The following is a 16865-nucleotide window of genomic DNA, read 5'->3' as shown; positions in this document are numbered from 1 at the left end:
GGGTGTATCAGGGGGAGGACCCCGGGCTCTTACTCACGGGGAAGCACCACGGGGGACCCGGGGGGAGTACGGGGGACACGGGGGAACAACCCGGGGGGACACGGGGGAAGCACGGGGGAGCACAAGGAGAAGCGGGGCTGGAGGGCCGGGGGGTCCGTCCAGTCCCGCTTCTCTGTGTGTGCGAGTGCGGGCACGCCCGCCCGCTACGCGGCCGTACGAGCCGTGGCGCACCGTCCCGCCGCCGCGGCCGCCAACCGGCCCATCGCCTCGTCCCGGTCGCAGGCGTGGGCGCCCAGGGCCGTCTGCCGGGCGATGACCGTCCGTTCCTGCCGCATCAGCCGCCAGCCGCGGCGCAGCAGGAACGGCACGGACTTGCGGCCCTCCCGCAGATCCCGCAGGAAACGGCGGCGGAAGGTCGTCAGCGGGCCTCGGCTCAGGCACAGCGCGTCGGCCAACACGCCCAGTTCCCGGCAGCGTGCCACGAGTTCGGCGGCGAAGACGCCCTCCGCGAGGAACAGCGGGGTCCGTCCGATGTCGGCCGTCTCCTCGCCGGTGCGGGCGCTGAGCGCGAGGTCGTAGACGGGCACCCGCGTACGGCCGGTGCGGCACAGCTCCGTGATGGCCGAGACGGCGGCGTCCGCGTCCCACGAGCCGGGATGGTCCCAGTCGATGTCGGAGCTCTCGGGCACCAGCGGCAGCGTCGGGTCGGTGCCCTCCTTGTAGAAGTCGTCGAGCCGCAGCACCGGAAGGCCGGAGTGGGCGGCGAGGAGGGACTTGCCGGAGCCGGAGGGGCCGCAGAGCAGCACGACTCGCGTCGGTATGGGCGGATGGGAGCTCACGGGACACCAGTCTGAGGCATCGAACGGCCGTCGTACGACCCAGCGGGTCGACTTTGAAGCGGGCATCACATCTCAACTACGCTTCGCGTGGTACCGATTACTCTCCGCCGTGCTCCGGGAGTACTCCCGGAGCACTTCGAAGCACGAGGTGGCTCACCGATGGCCCGACACGCGTCTTCCTCCCGCACCTCCCGCACTCCGGCCGTCCGGCGTGCCCTGGCCGTCCTCGCGACCGCCGGGGCCGCCCTGGGTGCGGGCGCGGTCACGGCCGCCGCGGCGGAGGGCGGCGAGACGGTCGCCGGTCCGGCGCAGGCCCGTCCCGCCCTGCTGGGCGACGTGGACCCGCAGGCGGGCCTCCAGGCGGTGACCGGCACGGTCGGTCACGTCACCGGCCCGGTCGCCGACCTCAAGCCCAACCCGCTGGCCGGCACCGGCGTCGACCCGCTGGACAACGGCGTCGGCACCCAGGTCGCCGACTTCCAGCCGCTTACCTCGACGGCCCTGACGGGGCCGGTCGCACAGGCGCAGTCGCTGGGCGCGGTGCCGGTGGTGGGGCAGGTTACGGAAGTGCTGCGCTGACGCAGCCGGCGCACCTCGGGCCGCGATCTGCGAGCGGGAGGTCGCGGTGCCACGGCCCGTGCGCTGGCCTCCGCACTCGTGGAGTCGGCACCGGAACCCGCCGGACGGGGACGGACGGGGGCGCGGCGTGATGTTCGGTTCCCCCGACCGGTGGGCCCCGACGTCCGGGCGCCACGGGGCGGCGATCCGGTTCTCGGTCAGGGCCTTGGCGCGGCCCGGCGGCCGTCTAATCTGTGGTGATCCACGCTTCGCGCAAGAGGTGCCAGGGGGCCACGTGCACAACGATGACGGAATCAACGGGGCCGGCGGTGGCGCTGACGGGCATCCCGAGGATCGTCCCTCCGCCCCGCGCACGGTGATCGAGGGCCGCTACGAGTTGCTGGAACCCGTCGGCAGCGGCGGGATGGGCGAGGTCTGGAAGGCCCACGACAGGCGGCTGCGCCGGTTCGTCGCCGTGAAGGGCCTCCTCGACCGCAGGGCCATGACCCCGGACACGCAGAAGGCGGCGATGCTGCGGGCCCGTCGCGAGGCGGAGGCCCTCGCCAAGATCGAGCACCAGAACGTGGTGACGGTCCACGACCAGATCGAGACCGCTGACCAGGTCTGGATCGTGATGAAGCTGCTGGAAGGGCGGTCGCTGGCCGACCTGTTGAGCCGTGACCGGGTCCTCGGAGTGCCCAGGGCCGCGGATATCGGCCTCCAGGTGATCCAGGGTCTGCGGGCGGTCCACGCGGCGTCGGTCCTGCACCGTGACGTCAAGCCGGGCAACGTCCTGGTGCGGGACGGCGGCCAGGTGGTGCTGGTGGACTTCGGCATCGCCACCTTCGAGGGTGCTGACCGGGTCACCCGGTACGGCGGCATCATCGGCACGCCCCCCTACCTGGCGCCCGAACTCTTCGCCCCCGCCTCCCCCGGCCCCACGCCCGCCTCCGACCTGTGGGCGCTGGGAGTCACCCTGTACGAGATGGTCGAGGGACGCCTGCCCTTCGGCGGCGCCGAGGTCTGGGAGGTGCAGGCGAACATCCAGCAGTCGCCCGACCCGGTCCTCCGGTACGCCGGCCCCCTCGGCCCCGTCATCCAGGGGTTGCTGGCCACGGACCCGTCCGGCCGCCTGGACGCGGCCTCGGCGGAGGAGATGCTCCGGGAGGTCCTCACGGAGGACATGCCGGCCCCCGCCAGGGCCGCCACTCCAGCCGCCACCCCAGCACCCGCACCCACGGCCCGGCCCACGCCGCCCGCCTCGCGGCCCGCGCCGGAGGAGGCCGTGCAGGCGCCCGACGTGCCCTCGTCCGAAGCCGCTCCTCCCGAGTCGCCGCCAAAGCTGTCGGGCAAAGGCCGTGGCGGCGTCCGGGGCTGGAGGACGGCGGCGGTCGTGGTGTGCGCCGCTCTGCTGGCCGGAGGAGGCTGGTTCCTTTCACAGAGCGGCTCGGGGGGCAAGCAGGACGACGTGGCGGGGGAGCAGGGCGGGGGAGCCGCCGAGGGGGACACGGAGAAGGCGTGGGAGCAGTGGAAGAGCGAGAACGAACGGCTGACGATCGGTGCCAAGACTGATCAGCCCGGACTGAGCTTCCGCAACGAGACCGGCGTGTGGAGCGGATTCGACATCGACATCGCCTATGCCCTCGCCGGAAAGCTGGGCTACGACAGGGAGCACGTCGATTTCTATCCGGTGACCACGGGGAACCGGGCGAGTAAGTTGGCGAACGGGGACGTGGACCTGGTCATCGCCTCGTACAGCATGACAGTCGAACGTGAGAAGAAGGACAACATCAATTTCGTCGGCCCCTACTACAAGGCCGGCAGCAGTCTTCTCGTCCGCAAACACTCTGTGAACCACGACCTCAACAGCGCCGCCGACGTGAAGACGAAGCATGTCCAGGTGTGCACCGCACGGGATTCCACGTACGCGAGCAGGTTGCGGAAGGAGGGCTACACCACGGGGAAGTGGCAGCCCGATTCCTACAAGGAGTGCGTGGACAGGCTGCTGGACGAGCAGTCAAAGGTGTACGCGGTCGCCTCGGACGACGTTCTTCTCGCCGGATATGCCAACGACGATCCGAAGAATCTGAAATTGCTGCCCAGCGGCGCGGGCACGGAACCCTACGGGGTGGCGCTGCCGAAGGACAAGCCTCTGTTGAAGAGCAAGGTGTGCTCGGGACTCCAGGAGGTTCTGGCCGGAGACGAATGGTCGGAGATGTACATGAAGGATCTGTCCGCGTTGACGGGAAGGAAGACGCCGCCGAGCAAGCCGGAACTGCAGCCGTGCTCCGGTCAGTGAGGTCCTCGGTGACGTGAGGTGTGTTCACCGGAGGGCGGGCGAGGTCGATCGTGGAGAAGGCCGCGACTCCTCCGGACGGAGAGGAGTCGCGGCCCTGTCGGTGGGGTCCGCGTCGTGGGTGACGGCGGAGTCGGTCAGTACGACGAGCCGGACGCGCCCAGCGCTCCTGTCGGGTGCCAGACCGTCTTCGTCTCCAGGAACGCCGTCATGCGCTCGGTGCCCGGGGTCGCGGTCCAGTCCGTGTTCGCGTCGTCCACAGGCTGTGGACGCAGGACGCGCTTCAGATTGTCGGCCGCCGCGATCTCCAGTTCCTTGGCAAGCGTCTCGTCGGCGCCCGCGAGGTCGATCGCGTTGACGTCCTGGTGGGAGGCGAGGGGGGTGGCGATCTCCGCCGTGCGGCCGGAGAGGATGTTGACCACGCCGCCGGGGAGGTCGGAGGTGGCCAGGACCTCGCCGAGGGAGAGGGCGGGCAGCGGGGACTTCTCCGACGCCACCACGACCGCCGTGTTGCCCGTCGCGATGACCGGGGCGATCACCGAGACCAGGCCGAGGAAGGACGACTCCTGCGGGGCGAGGACGGCGACGACGCCCGTCGGTTCCGGGGAGGAGAGGTTGAAGAACGGGCCCGCGACGGGGTTGCCGCCGCCGACCACCTGGGCGATCTTGTCGGTCCAGCCCGCGTACCAGACCCAACGATCGATCGCGGCGTCCACCTGCGCCGCCGCCTTCGACTTCGACAGGCCCTCGGCGTCGGCGACCTCCGCGACGTACTGGCCGCGGCGGCCCTCCAGCATCTCCGCGACGCGGTAGAGGATCTGGCCGCGGTTGTACGCCGTCGCGCCGGACCAGCCGCCGAACGCCTTGCGCGCGGCGACCACCGCGTCACGGGCGTCCTTGCGGGAGGAGAGCGGGGCGTTCGCCAGCCACTTGCCCTTCCCCGCCGCGTCAGCGGCTGATGTCTGCGTGGTCACCTCGTACACCCGGCCGCTCTCGGAACGCGGGAACTTCCCGCCGACGTACAGCTTGTAGGTCTTCAGCACGCTGAGACGCTGTTCGGACTTCTCAGACATCGAGGTACGCCTCCAGGCCGTGGCGGCCGCCCTCGCGGCCGAAGCCCGACTCCTTGTAGCCGCCGAACGGCGACGTCGGATCGAACTTGTTGAACGTGTTGGACCAGATCACGCCCGCGCGGAGCTTGTTCGCGACCGCCAGGATGCGCGAGCCCTTCTCCGTCCAGATGCCCGCCGACAGGCCGTACGGGGTGTTGTTGGCCTTGGCGACCGCCTCGTCCGGCGTACGGAAGGTGAGGACGGACAGGACCGGGCCGAAGATCTCGTCGCGGGCGACCGTGTGCGCCTGGGTGACGTTCGTGAAGAGCGTCGGGGCGAACCAGTAGCCGGACGACGGGAGTTCGCAGGCCGGGGACCAGCGTTCGGCGCCCTCCGCCTCGCCCTGGTCGGCGAGGGCCGTGATGCGCGCCAGCTGCTCGGCGGAGTTGATCGCGCCGATGTCGGTGTTCTTGTCCAACGGGTCGCCCAGGCGGAGGGTGGTCAGCCTGCGCTTGAGGGAGTCCAGCACCTCGTCGTGGACCGACTCCTGGACCAGCAGGCGGGAGCCCGCGCAGCAGACCTGGCCCTGGTTGAAGAAGATGCCGTTGACGATGCCCTCGACGGCCTGGTCGATGGGGGCGTCGTCGAAGACGATGTTGGCGCCCTTGCCGCCCAGTTCGAGGGTCAGCTTCTTGCGGGTGCCGGCCACCGTGCGCGCGATCTGCTTGCCGACGGCCGTGGAGCCGGTGAAGGCGACCTTGTCCACGTCGGGGTGGGCGACCAGCGCGGCGCCCGCGCGGCCGTCGCCGGTGACGATGTTGACGACGCCCTTGGGCAGGCCCGCCTGACGGCAGATGTCCGCGAAGAAGAGGGCGGACAGCGGGGTCGTCTCGGCGGGCTTGAGGACGACCGTGTTGCCGGTCGCCAGCGCCGGGGCGATCTTCCACGCCAGCATCAGGAGGGGGAAGTTCCACGGGATGACCTGGCCCGCGACACCGAGGGGGCGGGGGGTCGCTCCGCTGTGCCCGTTTGTCGTCCTCCGGCCGAAACCGGCGTGGTCGAGCTTGTCGGCCCAGCCCGCGTAGTAGAAGAAGTGCGCGGCGACCAGGGGGAGGTCCGCGTCGCGGGTCTCCCTGATCGGCTTGCCGTTGTCGAGGGTCTCGAGGACGGCGAGCTCGCGGCTGCGTTCCTGGATGACGCGGGCGATGCGGAAGAGGTACTTCGCGCGCTCGGAGCCGGGCAGCGCCGACCACTTCTCGAAAGCCTTGCGGGCGGCGCGGACCGCGCGGTCGACGTCCTCCTCGCCGGCCTCGGCGACCTCGGAGAGGACCTCCTCGGTGGACGGGGAGACAGTCTTGAAGACCTTGCCGCCGGCCGCCTCGGTGAACTCCCCGTCGATGAAGAGCCCGTAGGAGGGGGCGATGTCGACGACCGAGCGAGACTCGGGGGCGGGCGCGTACTCGAATGCAGATGCCATGGTGATCAATCCACCGTCACGTAGTCGGGGCCGCTGTAACGGCCCGTGGCCAGCTTCTGACGCTGCATCAGCAGGTCGTTCAGGAGCGAGGAGGCGCCGAAGCGGAACCAGTGGTTGTCCAGCCAGTCCCCGCCCGCGGTCTCGTTGACCAGGACGAGGAACTTGATCGCGTCCTTGGTGGTGCGGATGCCGCCGGCAGGCTTCACGCCGACCTGGACGCCGGTCTGCGCACGGAAGTCGCGGACCGCCTCCAGCATCAGGAGGGTGTTGGACGGGGTCGCGTTGACCGCGACCTTGCCGGTGGACGTCTTGATGAAGTCGGCGCCCGCCAGCATGCCGAGCCAGCTCGCACGGCGGATGTTGTCGTACGTCGACAGCTCGCCGGTCTCGAAGATGACCTTCAGGCGGGCGCTCGTCCCGCAGGCCTCCTTCACGGCGGTGATCTCGTCGTACACCTTCATGTAGTTCCCCGCGAGGAACGCCCCGCGGTCGATGACCATGTCGACCTCGTCCGCACCCGCCGCCACGGCCTCGCGCACGTCGGCCAGCTTGACCGCGAGCGAGGCACGGCCCGCCGGGAACGCGGTGGCGACCGAGGCGACCTTGACGCCCGAGCCGGCGACGGCCGCCTTGGCGGTGGGCACCATGTCGGGGTAGACGCAGACGGCCGCCGTGGCCGGGGCCGTGCGGTCGGTCGGGTCGGGACGGACCGCCTTCGCGCCGAGCGCCCGGACCTTGCCCGGGGTGTCCGCGCCTTCCAGCGTCGTCAGGTCGACCATCGAGATGGCGAGGTCGATGGCGTACGCCTTCGCGGTGGTCTTGATGGAACGGGTGCCGAGCGAGGCGGCGCGCGCCTCCAGGCCGACCGTGTCGACGCCGGGCAGCCCGTGGAGGAAGCGGCGCAGCGTGCTGTCGGACGCGGTGACGTCGGCGAGTCCGTGTGCGGGAACAGCGGATGCAGTGGTGGGCATGGTCACCAGGCGAGCATATCTACGCGCGTAGCGGCTGTACAGTCCCGTGCGCTCATTCTGTAGACCGGCACCGCCTATGAGCGTCCTCGGGGCCGTCGGGCACAATCGGCACCATGACGACCCCGGAGCCCCAGTCACCATCGCCGCAGCCGTCGGTACCCGTGTCCAAGGACCGGATCTACCGCTCGCCCGCGGGCCTCGCCGGTGGCGTTCTGCTGCTCGCCCTCGCCCTGTGGCTCGGCATCGACGCCCTGGTCGCGGGCGAGGGGAACACACCCTGGATGGCGCTCGCGGCGCTGCTCTTCCTCGTGCCGCTCATCGCCGCCTACACCGTGCGGCCCGCCGTCTTCGCGAACGACGACCGGCTGCGCGTGCGCAATCCCTTCCGGGTGATCGTGCTGCCCTGGGGGCAGGTCGCGTCCTTCCGGTCCGGTTACTCCAACGAGGTCTTCACCGAGTCGGGCGACAAGTACCAGCTGTGGTCCATTCCCGTCTCGCTGCGCGCCCGCAAGAAGGCCGCGCGACGGGAGACGCGGCGGGCCTCCGGGGGCGGCCAGGGGCGTGGCGGGCTGCTCGGTGGCCTCGGCAGCCTCGGCGGAGCCGGGTCCTCGGACGGGGCGGACGGGCCGGTGCGGGCGGAGACCGACAAGGTCATGGACGAGTTGCGCGAGGCGCTGGAGGCGCGCAAGCCGGCCAACACCTCACAGGGCGAGGTGACGGTGCGCTGGGCCTACGAGGTCGTCGCGCCGGCGGCGGCGGGGGCGGTGCTGCTCGCGGTGCTGCTGGGGACGGGCTGACGGCTCGGGGGCCCGGCCCGGGACCGGAGTCGGGTTCGGACCGCGGTACGCGGGCGTCCTCGGCGCGCGGTGTTCACCCACGGTGCGTTTCCCGGCCCGCCGTTGCCCCGGAGGGCGGCTCCGGGCGGTGAGGCCGGTCAGCGGGCAGGAGGGAATCGCCCGATGGGGTGCCTCCGAGTGGGGGCGCCCCATCGGGTTCGGGTGACCGGGTTCGGGTGATCGGGGTCCGGGTGATCGGGCTCGACCGGTCGGCTCCGTCCCGACCGCCTTGTCGGGCGGAGCCCCGCGTCGTCAGATGCCCGCCGCCGCCGACAGGTCGCGCTTGAGCGCCGTCAGCAGGTCAGTCGCCCTGGCGCGGGCCCCGGGGAGGTCGGCGTGCGTCGCGACCGGCACGACCACCTCCAGGTAGCACTTCAGCTTGGGCTCCGTACCGCTCGGGCGGACGATCACCCGGGCACCGTCGAGGGTGTAGCGCAGGCCGTCCGTGGGCGGCAGCGCGGCCGTGCCCCGGGTGAGGTCCTCGGCCTTCGTGACGGGCAGGCCGGCGAGGTCCGTGGGGGGCTGCTCGCGCAGGCGTCGCATGGCGGCGGCGATGAGGGAGAGGTCCTCGACGCGGACCGAGAGCTGGTCGGTGGCGTGCAGGCCGTGCTCGACGGCGATGTCGTCGAGGAGGTCCAGGAGGGTACGACCGCCGGTGGCCGAGCCGCTGTCGGATGCGGATGCGGATGCGGATTCGGATGCGGATGCGGATGCCTTGAGGGTGGAGGCCAGTTCCGTCATCAGGAGGGCCGCGGTGATGCCGTCCTTGTCGCGTACACCCTCGGGATCGACGCAGTAGCCGAGGGCCTCCTCGTAGCCGTAGCGCAGACCCTCGACGCGGGCGATCCACTTGAAGCCGGTGAGGGTCTCCTCGAACGGGAGGCCCGCCTTCTCGGCGATGCGGCCGAGGAGGGAGGAGGAGACGATCGACTCCGCGAAGGTGCCGCGTGCTCCGCGTGAGACCAGGTGGGCGGCGAGGAGGGCGCCGACCTCGTCGCCGCGGAGCATGCGCCAGTCGGTGCCGTCCTGTACGGCGACGGCGAGACGGTCGGCGTCCGGGTCGTTGGCGATGATCAGGTCGGGGCTGGTCTCAAGGGCCTTCGCGAAGGCGAGGTCCATCGCCCCGGGCTCTTCCGGGTTGGGGAAGGCGACGGTGGGGAAGTCCGGGTCGGGGTCGGCCTGCTCGGCCACGAGGACGGGCTCCGGGAAGCCGGCACGGGCGAAGGCCGCGAGGAGGGTTTCCTTGCCGACGCCGTGCATCGCGGTGTAGACGGTGCGGGCGGTGCGGGGGGAGCCCTCGGAGAGGACGGCGTCCGTGCGGGCGAGGTAGGCGTCGAGGACGGAGTCGTCCAGGGTCCGCCAGCCGGTCTCGGGGCGGGGGACGTCGTTCAGCGAGCGTACGGCGTCGATCTCCGCGGCGATCTCGGCGTCCGCGGGGGGCACGATCTGGGAGCCGTCGCCGAGGTAGACCTTGTAGCCGTTGTCGCGGGGCGGGTTGTGGCTGGCGGTGACCTCCACGCCGGCGACCGCGCCGAGGTGCCGTATGGCGAAGGCGAGGACGGGGGTGGGCAGGGGACGGGGCAGGACGGCCGCCCTGAGGCCGGCGCCGGTCATCACCGCGGCGGTGTCCCGGGCGAAGTCCTCGGACTTGTGGCGGGCGTCGTAGCCGATGACGACCAGGCCGGCGTCTCCGTCGCCCTGGGCGGCGCCCTGCTTCTTCAGGTACGCGGCGAGGCCGGCGGCGGCCCGGACGACGACGGCGCGGTTCATGCGCATCGGGCCGGCGCCGAGTTCACCCCGCAGGCCTGCGGTGCCGAACTGGAGGGTGCCGGAGAAGCGCGCGGTCAGCTCGGCGTGGTCCTCGGCGTCGATGAGCGCGGCGAGTTCCGCGCGGGTGTCCGCGTCGGGGTCCTCGGCCAGCCATGCCCGGGCCCGTGCGAGGAGGTCGTCGTGCACGTCGGTCAGCCTCTCGTGTGTGGGTCGTCTGTGGGTCGTCTGTGGGTCGTCTGTGGTGCGGGGGGTGCGGGGTGCCCGGTGGGCCGGGGTGCGGGGGTCCGGTGGGCCGGGGGTCGCGGGTGCCCTGCGGCGGCCCGGAGGCACATTCCGTCCGTCGTACGCCCCTTTCACCGGCCGCGTGACCGGCGACAGCTGGGCGGCGCCGGGCGGCGCATGCGTCTCCGGTGCCTGAACCGTCTGGGCGGGTGTCTCCAGGGACGGCCCGGCGGCCCGGCGGACGCCGGAGCGCGTCTCCCGGCCCACGCCCCGCGCCCCCGCGTGACGGGTTACAGCCGGCCCAGCACCTGCGTGAGCAGCGACCCCATCCGCGCGGCGGAGTCGCGGCCCGCCTGCAGGACCTCCTCGTGGTTGAGGGGCTCGCCCGTCATGCCCGCCGCGAGGTTGGTCACCAGTGAGATGCCCAGCACCTCCGCGCCGGCCTCGCGGGCGGCGATGGCTTCCAGGACCGTCGACATGCCCACCAGGTCGGCCCCGATGACGCGCGCCATGCGGATCTCGGCCGGCGTCTCGTAGTGCGGGCCGGGGAACTGGGCGTAGACGCCCTCCTCCAGCGTGGGGTCGACCTCCTTGCACAGGGCGCGCAGACGGGGGGAGTAGAGGTCCGTCAGGTCGACGAAGTTCGCGCCGACGATCGGGGAGGTGGCCGTGAGGTTGATGTGGTCGCCGATCAGGACCGGCTGGCCGGGGCGCATGCCCTCGCGCAGGCCACCGCAGCCGTTGGTCAGGATGATCGTCTTGGCGCCGGCGGCGACGGCCGTGCGGACGCCGTGGGCGACGGCGGCCACCCCGTGACCCTCGTAGTAGTGGGTGCGGCCCAGGAAGACCAGCGCACGCTTGTCACCGATGGAGTACGAGCGGACCTTGCCGCCGTGTCCCTCCACCGCCGGCTTCGGGAAGCCGGGGAGCTCGGTGACCTGGAGATCGGCCTCGGGATCGCCCAGGGCGTCCACGGCCGGTGCCCAGCCGGAGCCCATCACGAGGGCGACGTCGTGGGTCTCGGCGCCGGTGAGTTCGCGCAGGCGGGCCGCGGCGGCGTCGGCGGCGGCCCTCGGGTCTACTGGGGTGGCGCCCTGGATGTCGTCCGGAAGAAGAGATGCGTTCACGCCGAAGAGGGTAGCCGGTTTACGCCTACGCGCGTAGATGACAGAGCTCACGGGTTTGCGATCGTTGTCCTGTCGTTTCCGACAAGAGTTCAGACAAGGAGCCGGCGAGGACCCGGCAACGACCGGCAACGACTGGCAAGGACCGGCAACGACCGGCAAGGACCCGGCGGGGGAGTGACGAGGGCGTTCCGGGGAGCCGTGGCTCAGCAGGGGCGCTTGCGGAGTTCCATGACGTAGTCGTGCGGCGCGCCGGCGGACTCCGCGGCGTCCGCGACCTCGCCCAGGTAGCGGGCGGAGGGCAGGCCGCCCTCGTAGCCGTTCAGGACGTACGTCCAGGCGCCCTCCTCGCCCTCCAGGGTGTGGACCCGTACGCGCGTGCGGCGGTATATGTCCAGCCCCACGCCCTCCCAGCGGTCCATCGATTCCTCGTCCATCGGAGCGATGTCGTAGAGGGCCACGAAGACCTGGGAGATCGGGTCCTCGACAAGGGTCGCGAGTGCGCCCTCCCAGCCCATGTGCTCGCCCCCGAAGGTCAGCCGCCACCCGTTCAGCCAGCCGGTGGCGCGCAGCGGCGAGTGCGGGGCGCGGCGGGTCATCAACCGCGCGTCGAGGTTGCCGGCGTAAGCGGCGTAGAGCGACATGGGGGAGAGGGTACGGCAGGCCTCCCGGGAGTCGCTCTTGTAACAGACGTGCCCCCGGGCGGCCCCGCATTGAAGGGTGCGGGACAATGGAGTACGTGACTCGGATCGTGATCATTGGCGGCGGACCCGGCGGATACGAAGCGGCGCTCGTGGCCGCACAGCTCGGCGCGGAGGTGACCGTCGTCGACTGCGACGGTCTGGGCGGTGCGTCGGTGCTGACCGACTGCGTGCCGTCCAAGACCCTCATCGCCACGGCCGAGGTGATGACCACCTTCGACTCCTCGTACGAAGAGCTGGGGATCATCGTCGCCGACGACACCCCGCCCATGGAGCAGGCCGCCCGGGTGGTCGGCGTGGATCTGGGCAAGGTGAACCGGCGTGTGAAGCGGCTCGCGCTGGCGCAGTCGCACGACATCACCGCCTCCGTGACACGCGCCGGTGCGCGGGTCATGCGCGGGCGTGGACGGCTGGAGGGCATGCAGGCCCTCGACGGGTCGCGGAAGGTCGTGGTGCGCGCCGCCGACGGGAGCGAGGAGACGCTCACCGCGGACGCGGTGCTGATCGCGACCGGCGGACATCCGAGGGAACTGCCGGACGCGCGGCCCGACGGCGAGCGCATCCTCAACTGGACCCAGGTCTACGACCTCGACGAGCTGCCCGAGGAGCTCATCGTCGTCGGGTCCGGTGTGACCGGCGCCGAGTTCGCCGGTGCGTACCAGGCCCTCGGATCGAAGGTCACGCTCGTGTCGTCGCGGGACCGGGTGCTGCCCGGCGAGGACCCGGACGCCGCCGCCGTGCTGGAGGACGTGTTCCGGCGGCGAGGCATGAACGTCATGTCGCGGTCGCGGGCCCAGTCCGCCAAGCGGGTCGGGGACCGGGTGGAGGTGACGCTCGCCGACGGGCGCGTCATCACCGGGTCGCACTGCCTGGTGGCCGTGGGCGCGATCCCCAACACCGAGGGGATGGGGCTGGAGGAGGCCGGGGTCAAGGTCAAGGACTCCGGGCACATCCGGACCGACCGGGTGTCGCGGACCTCGGCTCCCGGTGTGTACGCCGCCGGTGACGTGACCGGCATCTTCGCGCTCGCCTCGGTCGCCGCCATGCAGGGGCGTATCGCCATGTACCACTTCCTGGGCGACGCGGTGACCCCGCTCGACCTCAAGACCGTCTCGTCCAACGTCTTCACCGACCCCGAGATCGCCACGGTCGGGTACTCGCAGGCCGACGTCGACGCCGGCAAGATCGACGCCCGGGTCGTCAAGCTGCCGCTGCTGCGCAACCCCCGGGCCAAGATGCAGGGCATCCGGGACGGTTTCGTCAAGATCTTCTGCCGGCCGGGCACCGAGATCGTGGTGGGCGGTGTCGTGGTGGCGCCGCGCGCCTCGGAACTCATCCACCCCATCTCGATCGCGGTCGACAACAACCTGACGGTCGAACAGATCGCGAACACCTTCACCGTGTATCCCTCCCTTTCGGGGTCGATCGCGGAGGTGGCACGGCAACTGCACACCCGGAAGGCCGGCGGAGAGGGCTAGTCGCCCCCCGGTGGTCCGCCCCGGTGGCCCCCGGGGCCCGGTGGCCCCCGGGGCCCGGGGGGCCACCCGGGTGGCCCCCCGGTGGTCCCCCTGGGCGGTGCCCCTCCCCGGGCGGGCCCCCTGCTGACCGGCGGCCGGAATCGACTCCCCGCCGGTCACGGGGAGTTGCGGAGCGTGCGGGCGGCATAGGCGTCCGGGGTAGGCGCGTATACCACTTCAGGCCATGCCACGCGAACAACTTCTGTTATTCGGCGCATACTGCTGAAAGCAGACGGTCGTTGGGGTTACTGTCAGTTTCGTGTTCGCTGCAGAACGTCGCCAATTGATCCTCGAAATGGTGCGAGCGAACGGGGCCGTGTCGCTCCGTGAGCTCGCCCGCGTCGTCCAGACCTCCGAAGTGACCGTACGGCGGGACGTGCGCGCACTGGAGGCAGAAGGACTCCTCGACCGCCGGCACGGCGGTGCGGTACTGCCGGGCGGGTTCACGCGAGAGTCCGGCTTTCCGCAGAAGTCCCATCTCGCGACCGCCGAGAAGACGGCCATCGCCGATCTCGCCGCGGGCTTCGTCGAAGAGGGCGAGGCCATCGTGGTGGGCGCCGGTACCACCACGCAGGAGCTGGCCCGCCGGCTCGCGCGGGTGCCGGGCCTGACCGTCGTCACCAACTCGCTGCTCGTGGCCCAGGCCCTCGCCCATGCCAACCGGGTCGAGGTCGTGATGACCGGTGGCACGCTCCGGGGCTCCAACTACGCCCTCGTCGGCTCGGGCGCCGAGCAGTCCCTGCAAGGGCTGCGGGTGTCCAAGGCCTTCCTGTCCGGGAGCGGGCTGACGGCGGAGCGGGGACTCTCCACGTCCAACATGCTGTCGGCGTCCGTCGACCGCGCGCTGGTGCAGGCCGCCGCCGAGGTCGTCGTCCTCGCCGACCACTCCAAGTTGGGCACGGACACCATGTTCCAGACCGTGCCCACGGACGTCATCACCCGCCTGGTCACGGACGAGCCGGCCGCCCACGACGACCGTGCCGCCACCGAGCTCCAGGCCCTGGCCGACCAGGGCGTGCAGATCGCCGTGACCGGGGCGTCGGGGGGTGCGACGACCGGCTCGGGGAGCCCCGGGGCCTCGGGGGCCTCGGGGACCACCGCCGGGACTGACGCCGTCCCGGCGCGTCAGCAGCGCCGGGACGTGCCGCTTCCGGGGCCACGCCGTCAGGTCCCGGGCGCCGCGGCAGGGCTGCGGTCGGCCACAGCCCTGGGTGAGCAGAACACCGGGGCGGAGCGGGCGCGCGTCGCGGACCTGCGCCGCCGCTGAGCCGCCACACGGTCCGTCGCCCCCCCCGGGACCAACGGCGGCGCCCGGCGGACCACACTGGTCCACCGGGCGCCCGGGCCGTGGCGTACGGTCATCGGCCGTTCGGCCGGTCTCCCGTGTCGCGTACGGCGCTCAGTCCTTGATCTCGCAGATCGTCGCGCCCGACGTGACGGACGCGCCGACCTCGGCGCCCAGGCCCTTCACCGTGCCGGACTTGTGGGCATTGAGGGGCTGCTCCATCTTCATGGCCTCCAGGACGACGATCAGGTCGCCTTCCTGTACCTCCTGGCCCTCCTCCACCGCGATCTTCACGATGGTGCCCTGCATCGGGGACGCGAGGGTGTCGCCGGAGGCCGCGGGGCCGGACTTCTTCGCCGCGCGCCGCTTGGTCTTGGCGCCGGCCGCCAGGCCGGTGCGGGCCAGGGACATGCCCAGCGAGGAGGGGAGAGAGACCTCCAGGCGCTTGCCGCCGACCTCGACGACGACCGTCTCACGCCCGGACTCCTCGTCCGCCTCGGTGCCGGCCGGCGCGGTGAAGGGCTTGATCTCGTTGACGAACTCCGTCTCGATCCAGCGGGTGTGGACCGTGAACGGGTCGGTGGAGCCGGTCAACTCGGGGGCGAACGCCGGGTCCTGGACCACCGCGCGGTGGAACGGGATCGCCGTGGCCATGCCCTCGACCTGGAACTCCTCCAGGGCGCGGGAGGCACGCTGGAGGGCCTCGGCGCGGGTGCGGCCGGTCACGATCAGCTTCGCCAGGAGCGAGTCCCACGCCGGGCCGATCACGCTGCCGGACTCCACACCCGCGTCCAGGCGGACGCCCGGGCCGGTCGGGGGAGCGAAGGTGGTGACGGTGCCGGGCGCGGGGAGGAAGCCCCGGCCGGGGTCCTCGCCGTTGATGCGGAACTCGAAGGAGTGGCCGCGCAGGACGGGGTCGCCGTAGCCGAGTTCCTCGCCGTCGGCGATCCGGAACATCTCGCGGACCAGGTCGATACCGGCGACTTCCTCGGTGACCGGGTGCTCCACCTGGAGGCGGGTGTTGACCTCCAGGAAGGAGATCGTGCCGTCCACGCCGACCAGGAACTCCACGGTGCCGGCGCCGACGTAGCCGGCCTCCTTCAGGATCGCCTTCGAGGCGGAGTACAGCTGGTCGACCTGCGCCTCGGACAGGAAGGGGGCCGGAGCCTCCTCCACCAGCTTCTGGTGGCGGCGCTGGAGCGAGCAGTCACGGGTGGAGACGACGACCACGTTGCCGTGCCGGTCGGCCAGGCACTGGGTCTCCACGTGGCGGGGCTTGTCGAGGTAGCGCTCGACGAAGCACTCCCCGCGCCCGAAGGCGGCCACCGCCTCACGGACGGCGGAGTCGTACAGCTCGGGCACCTCTTCGAGGGTGCGGGCGACCTTGAGGCCGCGCCCGCCGCCGCCGAAGGCCGCCTTGATCGCGATCGGCAGGCCGTGTTCCTTCGCGAAGGCCACGACCTCGTCCGCACCCGAGACCGGGTCCGGCGTGCCCGCGACCAGCGGGGCGCCGGCGCGCTGGGCGATGTGCCGGGCGGCGACCTTGTCCCCCAGGTCGCGGATGGCCTGCGGGGGCGGCCCGATCCAGATCAGATCCGCGTCCAGGACCGCCTGCGCGAACTCGGCGTTCTCGGAGAGGAATCCGTAGCCGGGGTGGATGGCGTCCGCGCCCGACTCCCGCGCGGCCTTCAGGACCTTCTCGATGTCCAGGTAGCTGGTGGCTGGGGTGTCACCACCCAGGGCGAACGCCTCATCAGCGGCGCGGACATGCAGAGCGTCCCGGTCGGGGTCCGCGTAGACGGCCACGCTCGCGATCCCGGCGTCCCGGCAGGCCCGGGCCACGCGGACAGCGATTTCGCCACGATTGGCGATGAGCACCTTGCGCACGATTGAGGCTCCCTCCTTGAAACAAGCCGAGTTTAGGGACTGCCGACACGGCACTTCGACCCGTCCCCCATGGTGACCTTGCCCACACAGAGTGTGATTCGAGGCTGGCTCGACCCGCGAAAGCCCTTGTCCTGCCGCGATACACGAGACTCTTCTGGGAAACCCTAGCTTCCCGATGTGGGCAAGGTCTCTGTAAGAGGGTGCTGCGCGCCACCCTGTTTCTTTGTCGAGTCCCTACGAATGGCCCAATGATTCTTTGCCCGTCGCAGACCCCTTGTCGCCAGGTTTACTGGTTAGTAACCTTCCCCGTGTCTCGAACGTACTTGGGGT

At 71.5% G+C, this 16865-nt stretch carries 13 protein-coding genes; 5 read left to right on the top strand and 8 right to left on the bottom strand.

Translation table 11 applies throughout. From position 1 onward, the window contains the following. Window positions 1–203 precede the first annotated feature (203 nt). Window positions 204–806, bottom strand: a complete 603-nt coding sequence (locus tag ABEA26_RS29535; RefSeq protein ID WP_345596411.1) for a uridine kinase — start codon at window positions 804–806, stop codon at window positions 204–206. A gap of 192 nt (window positions 807–998) precedes the next feature. On the opposite strand from ABEA26_RS29535, the gene ABEA26_RS29530 reads away from it, so the two are divergent. Continuing rightward, complete coding sequence (locus ABEA26_RS29530; RefSeq protein WP_345596410.1) at window positions 999–1418, top strand: hypothetical protein; 420 nt, start codon at window positions 999–1001, stop codon at window positions 1416–1418. Window positions 1419–1692: 274 nt separating this feature from the next. Next, complete coding sequence (locus tag ABEA26_RS29525; protein WP_345596409.1) at window positions 1693–3696, top strand: bifunctional serine/threonine-protein kinase/glutamate ABC transporter substrate-binding protein; 2004 nt, start codon at window positions 1693–1695, stop codon at window positions 3694–3696. A 134-nt stretch (window positions 3697–3830) separates the two neighbouring features. On the opposite strand, the gene ABEA26_RS29520 is transcribed toward ABEA26_RS29525, so the two are convergent. The 3 genes from ABEA26_RS29520 to deoC are packed head-to-tail and all read right to left on the bottom strand — an operon-like array spanning window position 3831 to window position 7193. Continuing rightward, window positions 3831–4766, bottom strand: a complete 936-nt coding sequence (locus tag ABEA26_RS29520) for an aldehyde dehydrogenase family protein (RefSeq protein WP_345596408.1) — start codon at window positions 4764–4766, stop codon at window positions 3831–3833. Then, a complete protein-coding gene (locus tag ABEA26_RS29515) occupies window positions 4759–6222 on the bottom strand; it encodes an aldehyde dehydrogenase family protein (RefSeq protein WP_345596407.1) in 1464 nt (487 codons plus the stop codon). The genes ABEA26_RS29520 and ABEA26_RS29515 overlap by 8 nt, the downstream gene beginning before the upstream one ends. 5 nt (window positions 6223–6227) lie before the next feature. Then, entirely contained in the window at window positions 6228–7193 is a 966-nt protein-coding gene (gene deoC, locus ABEA26_RS29510) for a deoxyribose-phosphate aldolase (protein ID WP_345596406.1), read from the bottom strand. A gap of 113 nt (window positions 7194–7306) precedes the next feature. Here deoC and ABEA26_RS29505 point away from each other — a divergent pair, with 113 nt between their 5' ends. Beyond that, window positions 7307–7990: a PH domain-containing protein gene (locus ABEA26_RS29505; RefSeq protein ID WP_345596405.1), complete on the top strand. Its 684-nt coding sequence runs from the start codon at window positions 7307–7309 to the stop codon at window positions 7988–7990. Between the two features lie 291 nt (window positions 7991–8281). Here ABEA26_RS29505 and ABEA26_RS29500 read toward each other — a convergent pair whose 3' ends face one another. From ABEA26_RS29500 to ABEA26_RS29490, 3 genes are all read right to left on the bottom strand, one after another. Beyond that, window positions 8282–9985, bottom strand: a complete 1704-nt coding sequence (locus tag ABEA26_RS29500) for a phospho-sugar mutase (RefSeq protein WP_345596404.1) — start codon at window positions 9983–9985, stop codon at window positions 8282–8284. Between the two features lie 326 nt (window positions 9986–10311). Then, on the bottom strand, window positions 10312–11148 hold the full coding sequence (locus ABEA26_RS29495) for a purine-nucleoside phosphorylase (RefSeq protein ID WP_345596403.1): 837 nt from the start codon (window positions 11146–11148) through the stop codon (window positions 10312–10314). A 203-nt stretch (window positions 11149–11351) separates the two neighbouring features. Further along, on the bottom strand, window positions 11352–11789 hold the full coding sequence (locus tag ABEA26_RS29490; protein WP_345596402.1) for a gamma-glutamylcyclotransferase family protein: 438 nt from the start codon (window positions 11787–11789) through the stop codon (window positions 11352–11354). 86 nt (window positions 11790–11875) lie between these two features. Between ABEA26_RS29490 and ABEA26_RS29485 the strand changes: the two genes are divergently transcribed. Further along, window positions 11876–13324 (top strand): NAD(P)H-quinone dehydrogenase, encoded by a 1449-nt coding sequence (locus tag ABEA26_RS29485; protein WP_345596401.1) that lies wholly within the window; start codon window positions 11876–11878, stop codon window positions 13322–13324. Window positions 13325–13622: 298 nt separating this feature from the next. Beyond that, complete coding sequence (locus ABEA26_RS29480; protein WP_345596400.1) at window positions 13623–14630, top strand: DeoR/GlpR family DNA-binding transcription regulator; 1008 nt, start codon at window positions 13623–13625, stop codon at window positions 14628–14630. 132 nt (window positions 14631–14762) lie between these two features. Here ABEA26_RS29480 and ABEA26_RS29475 read toward each other — a convergent pair whose 3' ends face one another. Beyond that, a complete protein-coding gene (locus ABEA26_RS29475; RefSeq protein WP_345596399.1) occupies window positions 14763–16535 on the bottom strand; it encodes an acetyl/propionyl/methylcrotonyl-CoA carboxylase subunit alpha in 1773 nt (590 codons plus the stop codon). Between the last annotated feature and the right edge of the window lie 330 nt (window positions 16536–16865).

The organism is Streptomyces marokkonensis (assembly GCF_039539045.1).
Lineage (GTDB): Bacteria > Actinomycetota > Actinomycetes > Streptomycetales > Streptomycetaceae > Streptomyces > Streptomyces marokkonensis.
The sequence above is the reverse complement of the archived record's forward strand: the minus strand, read 5'-3'. Positions and strand labels throughout refer to the sequence as shown.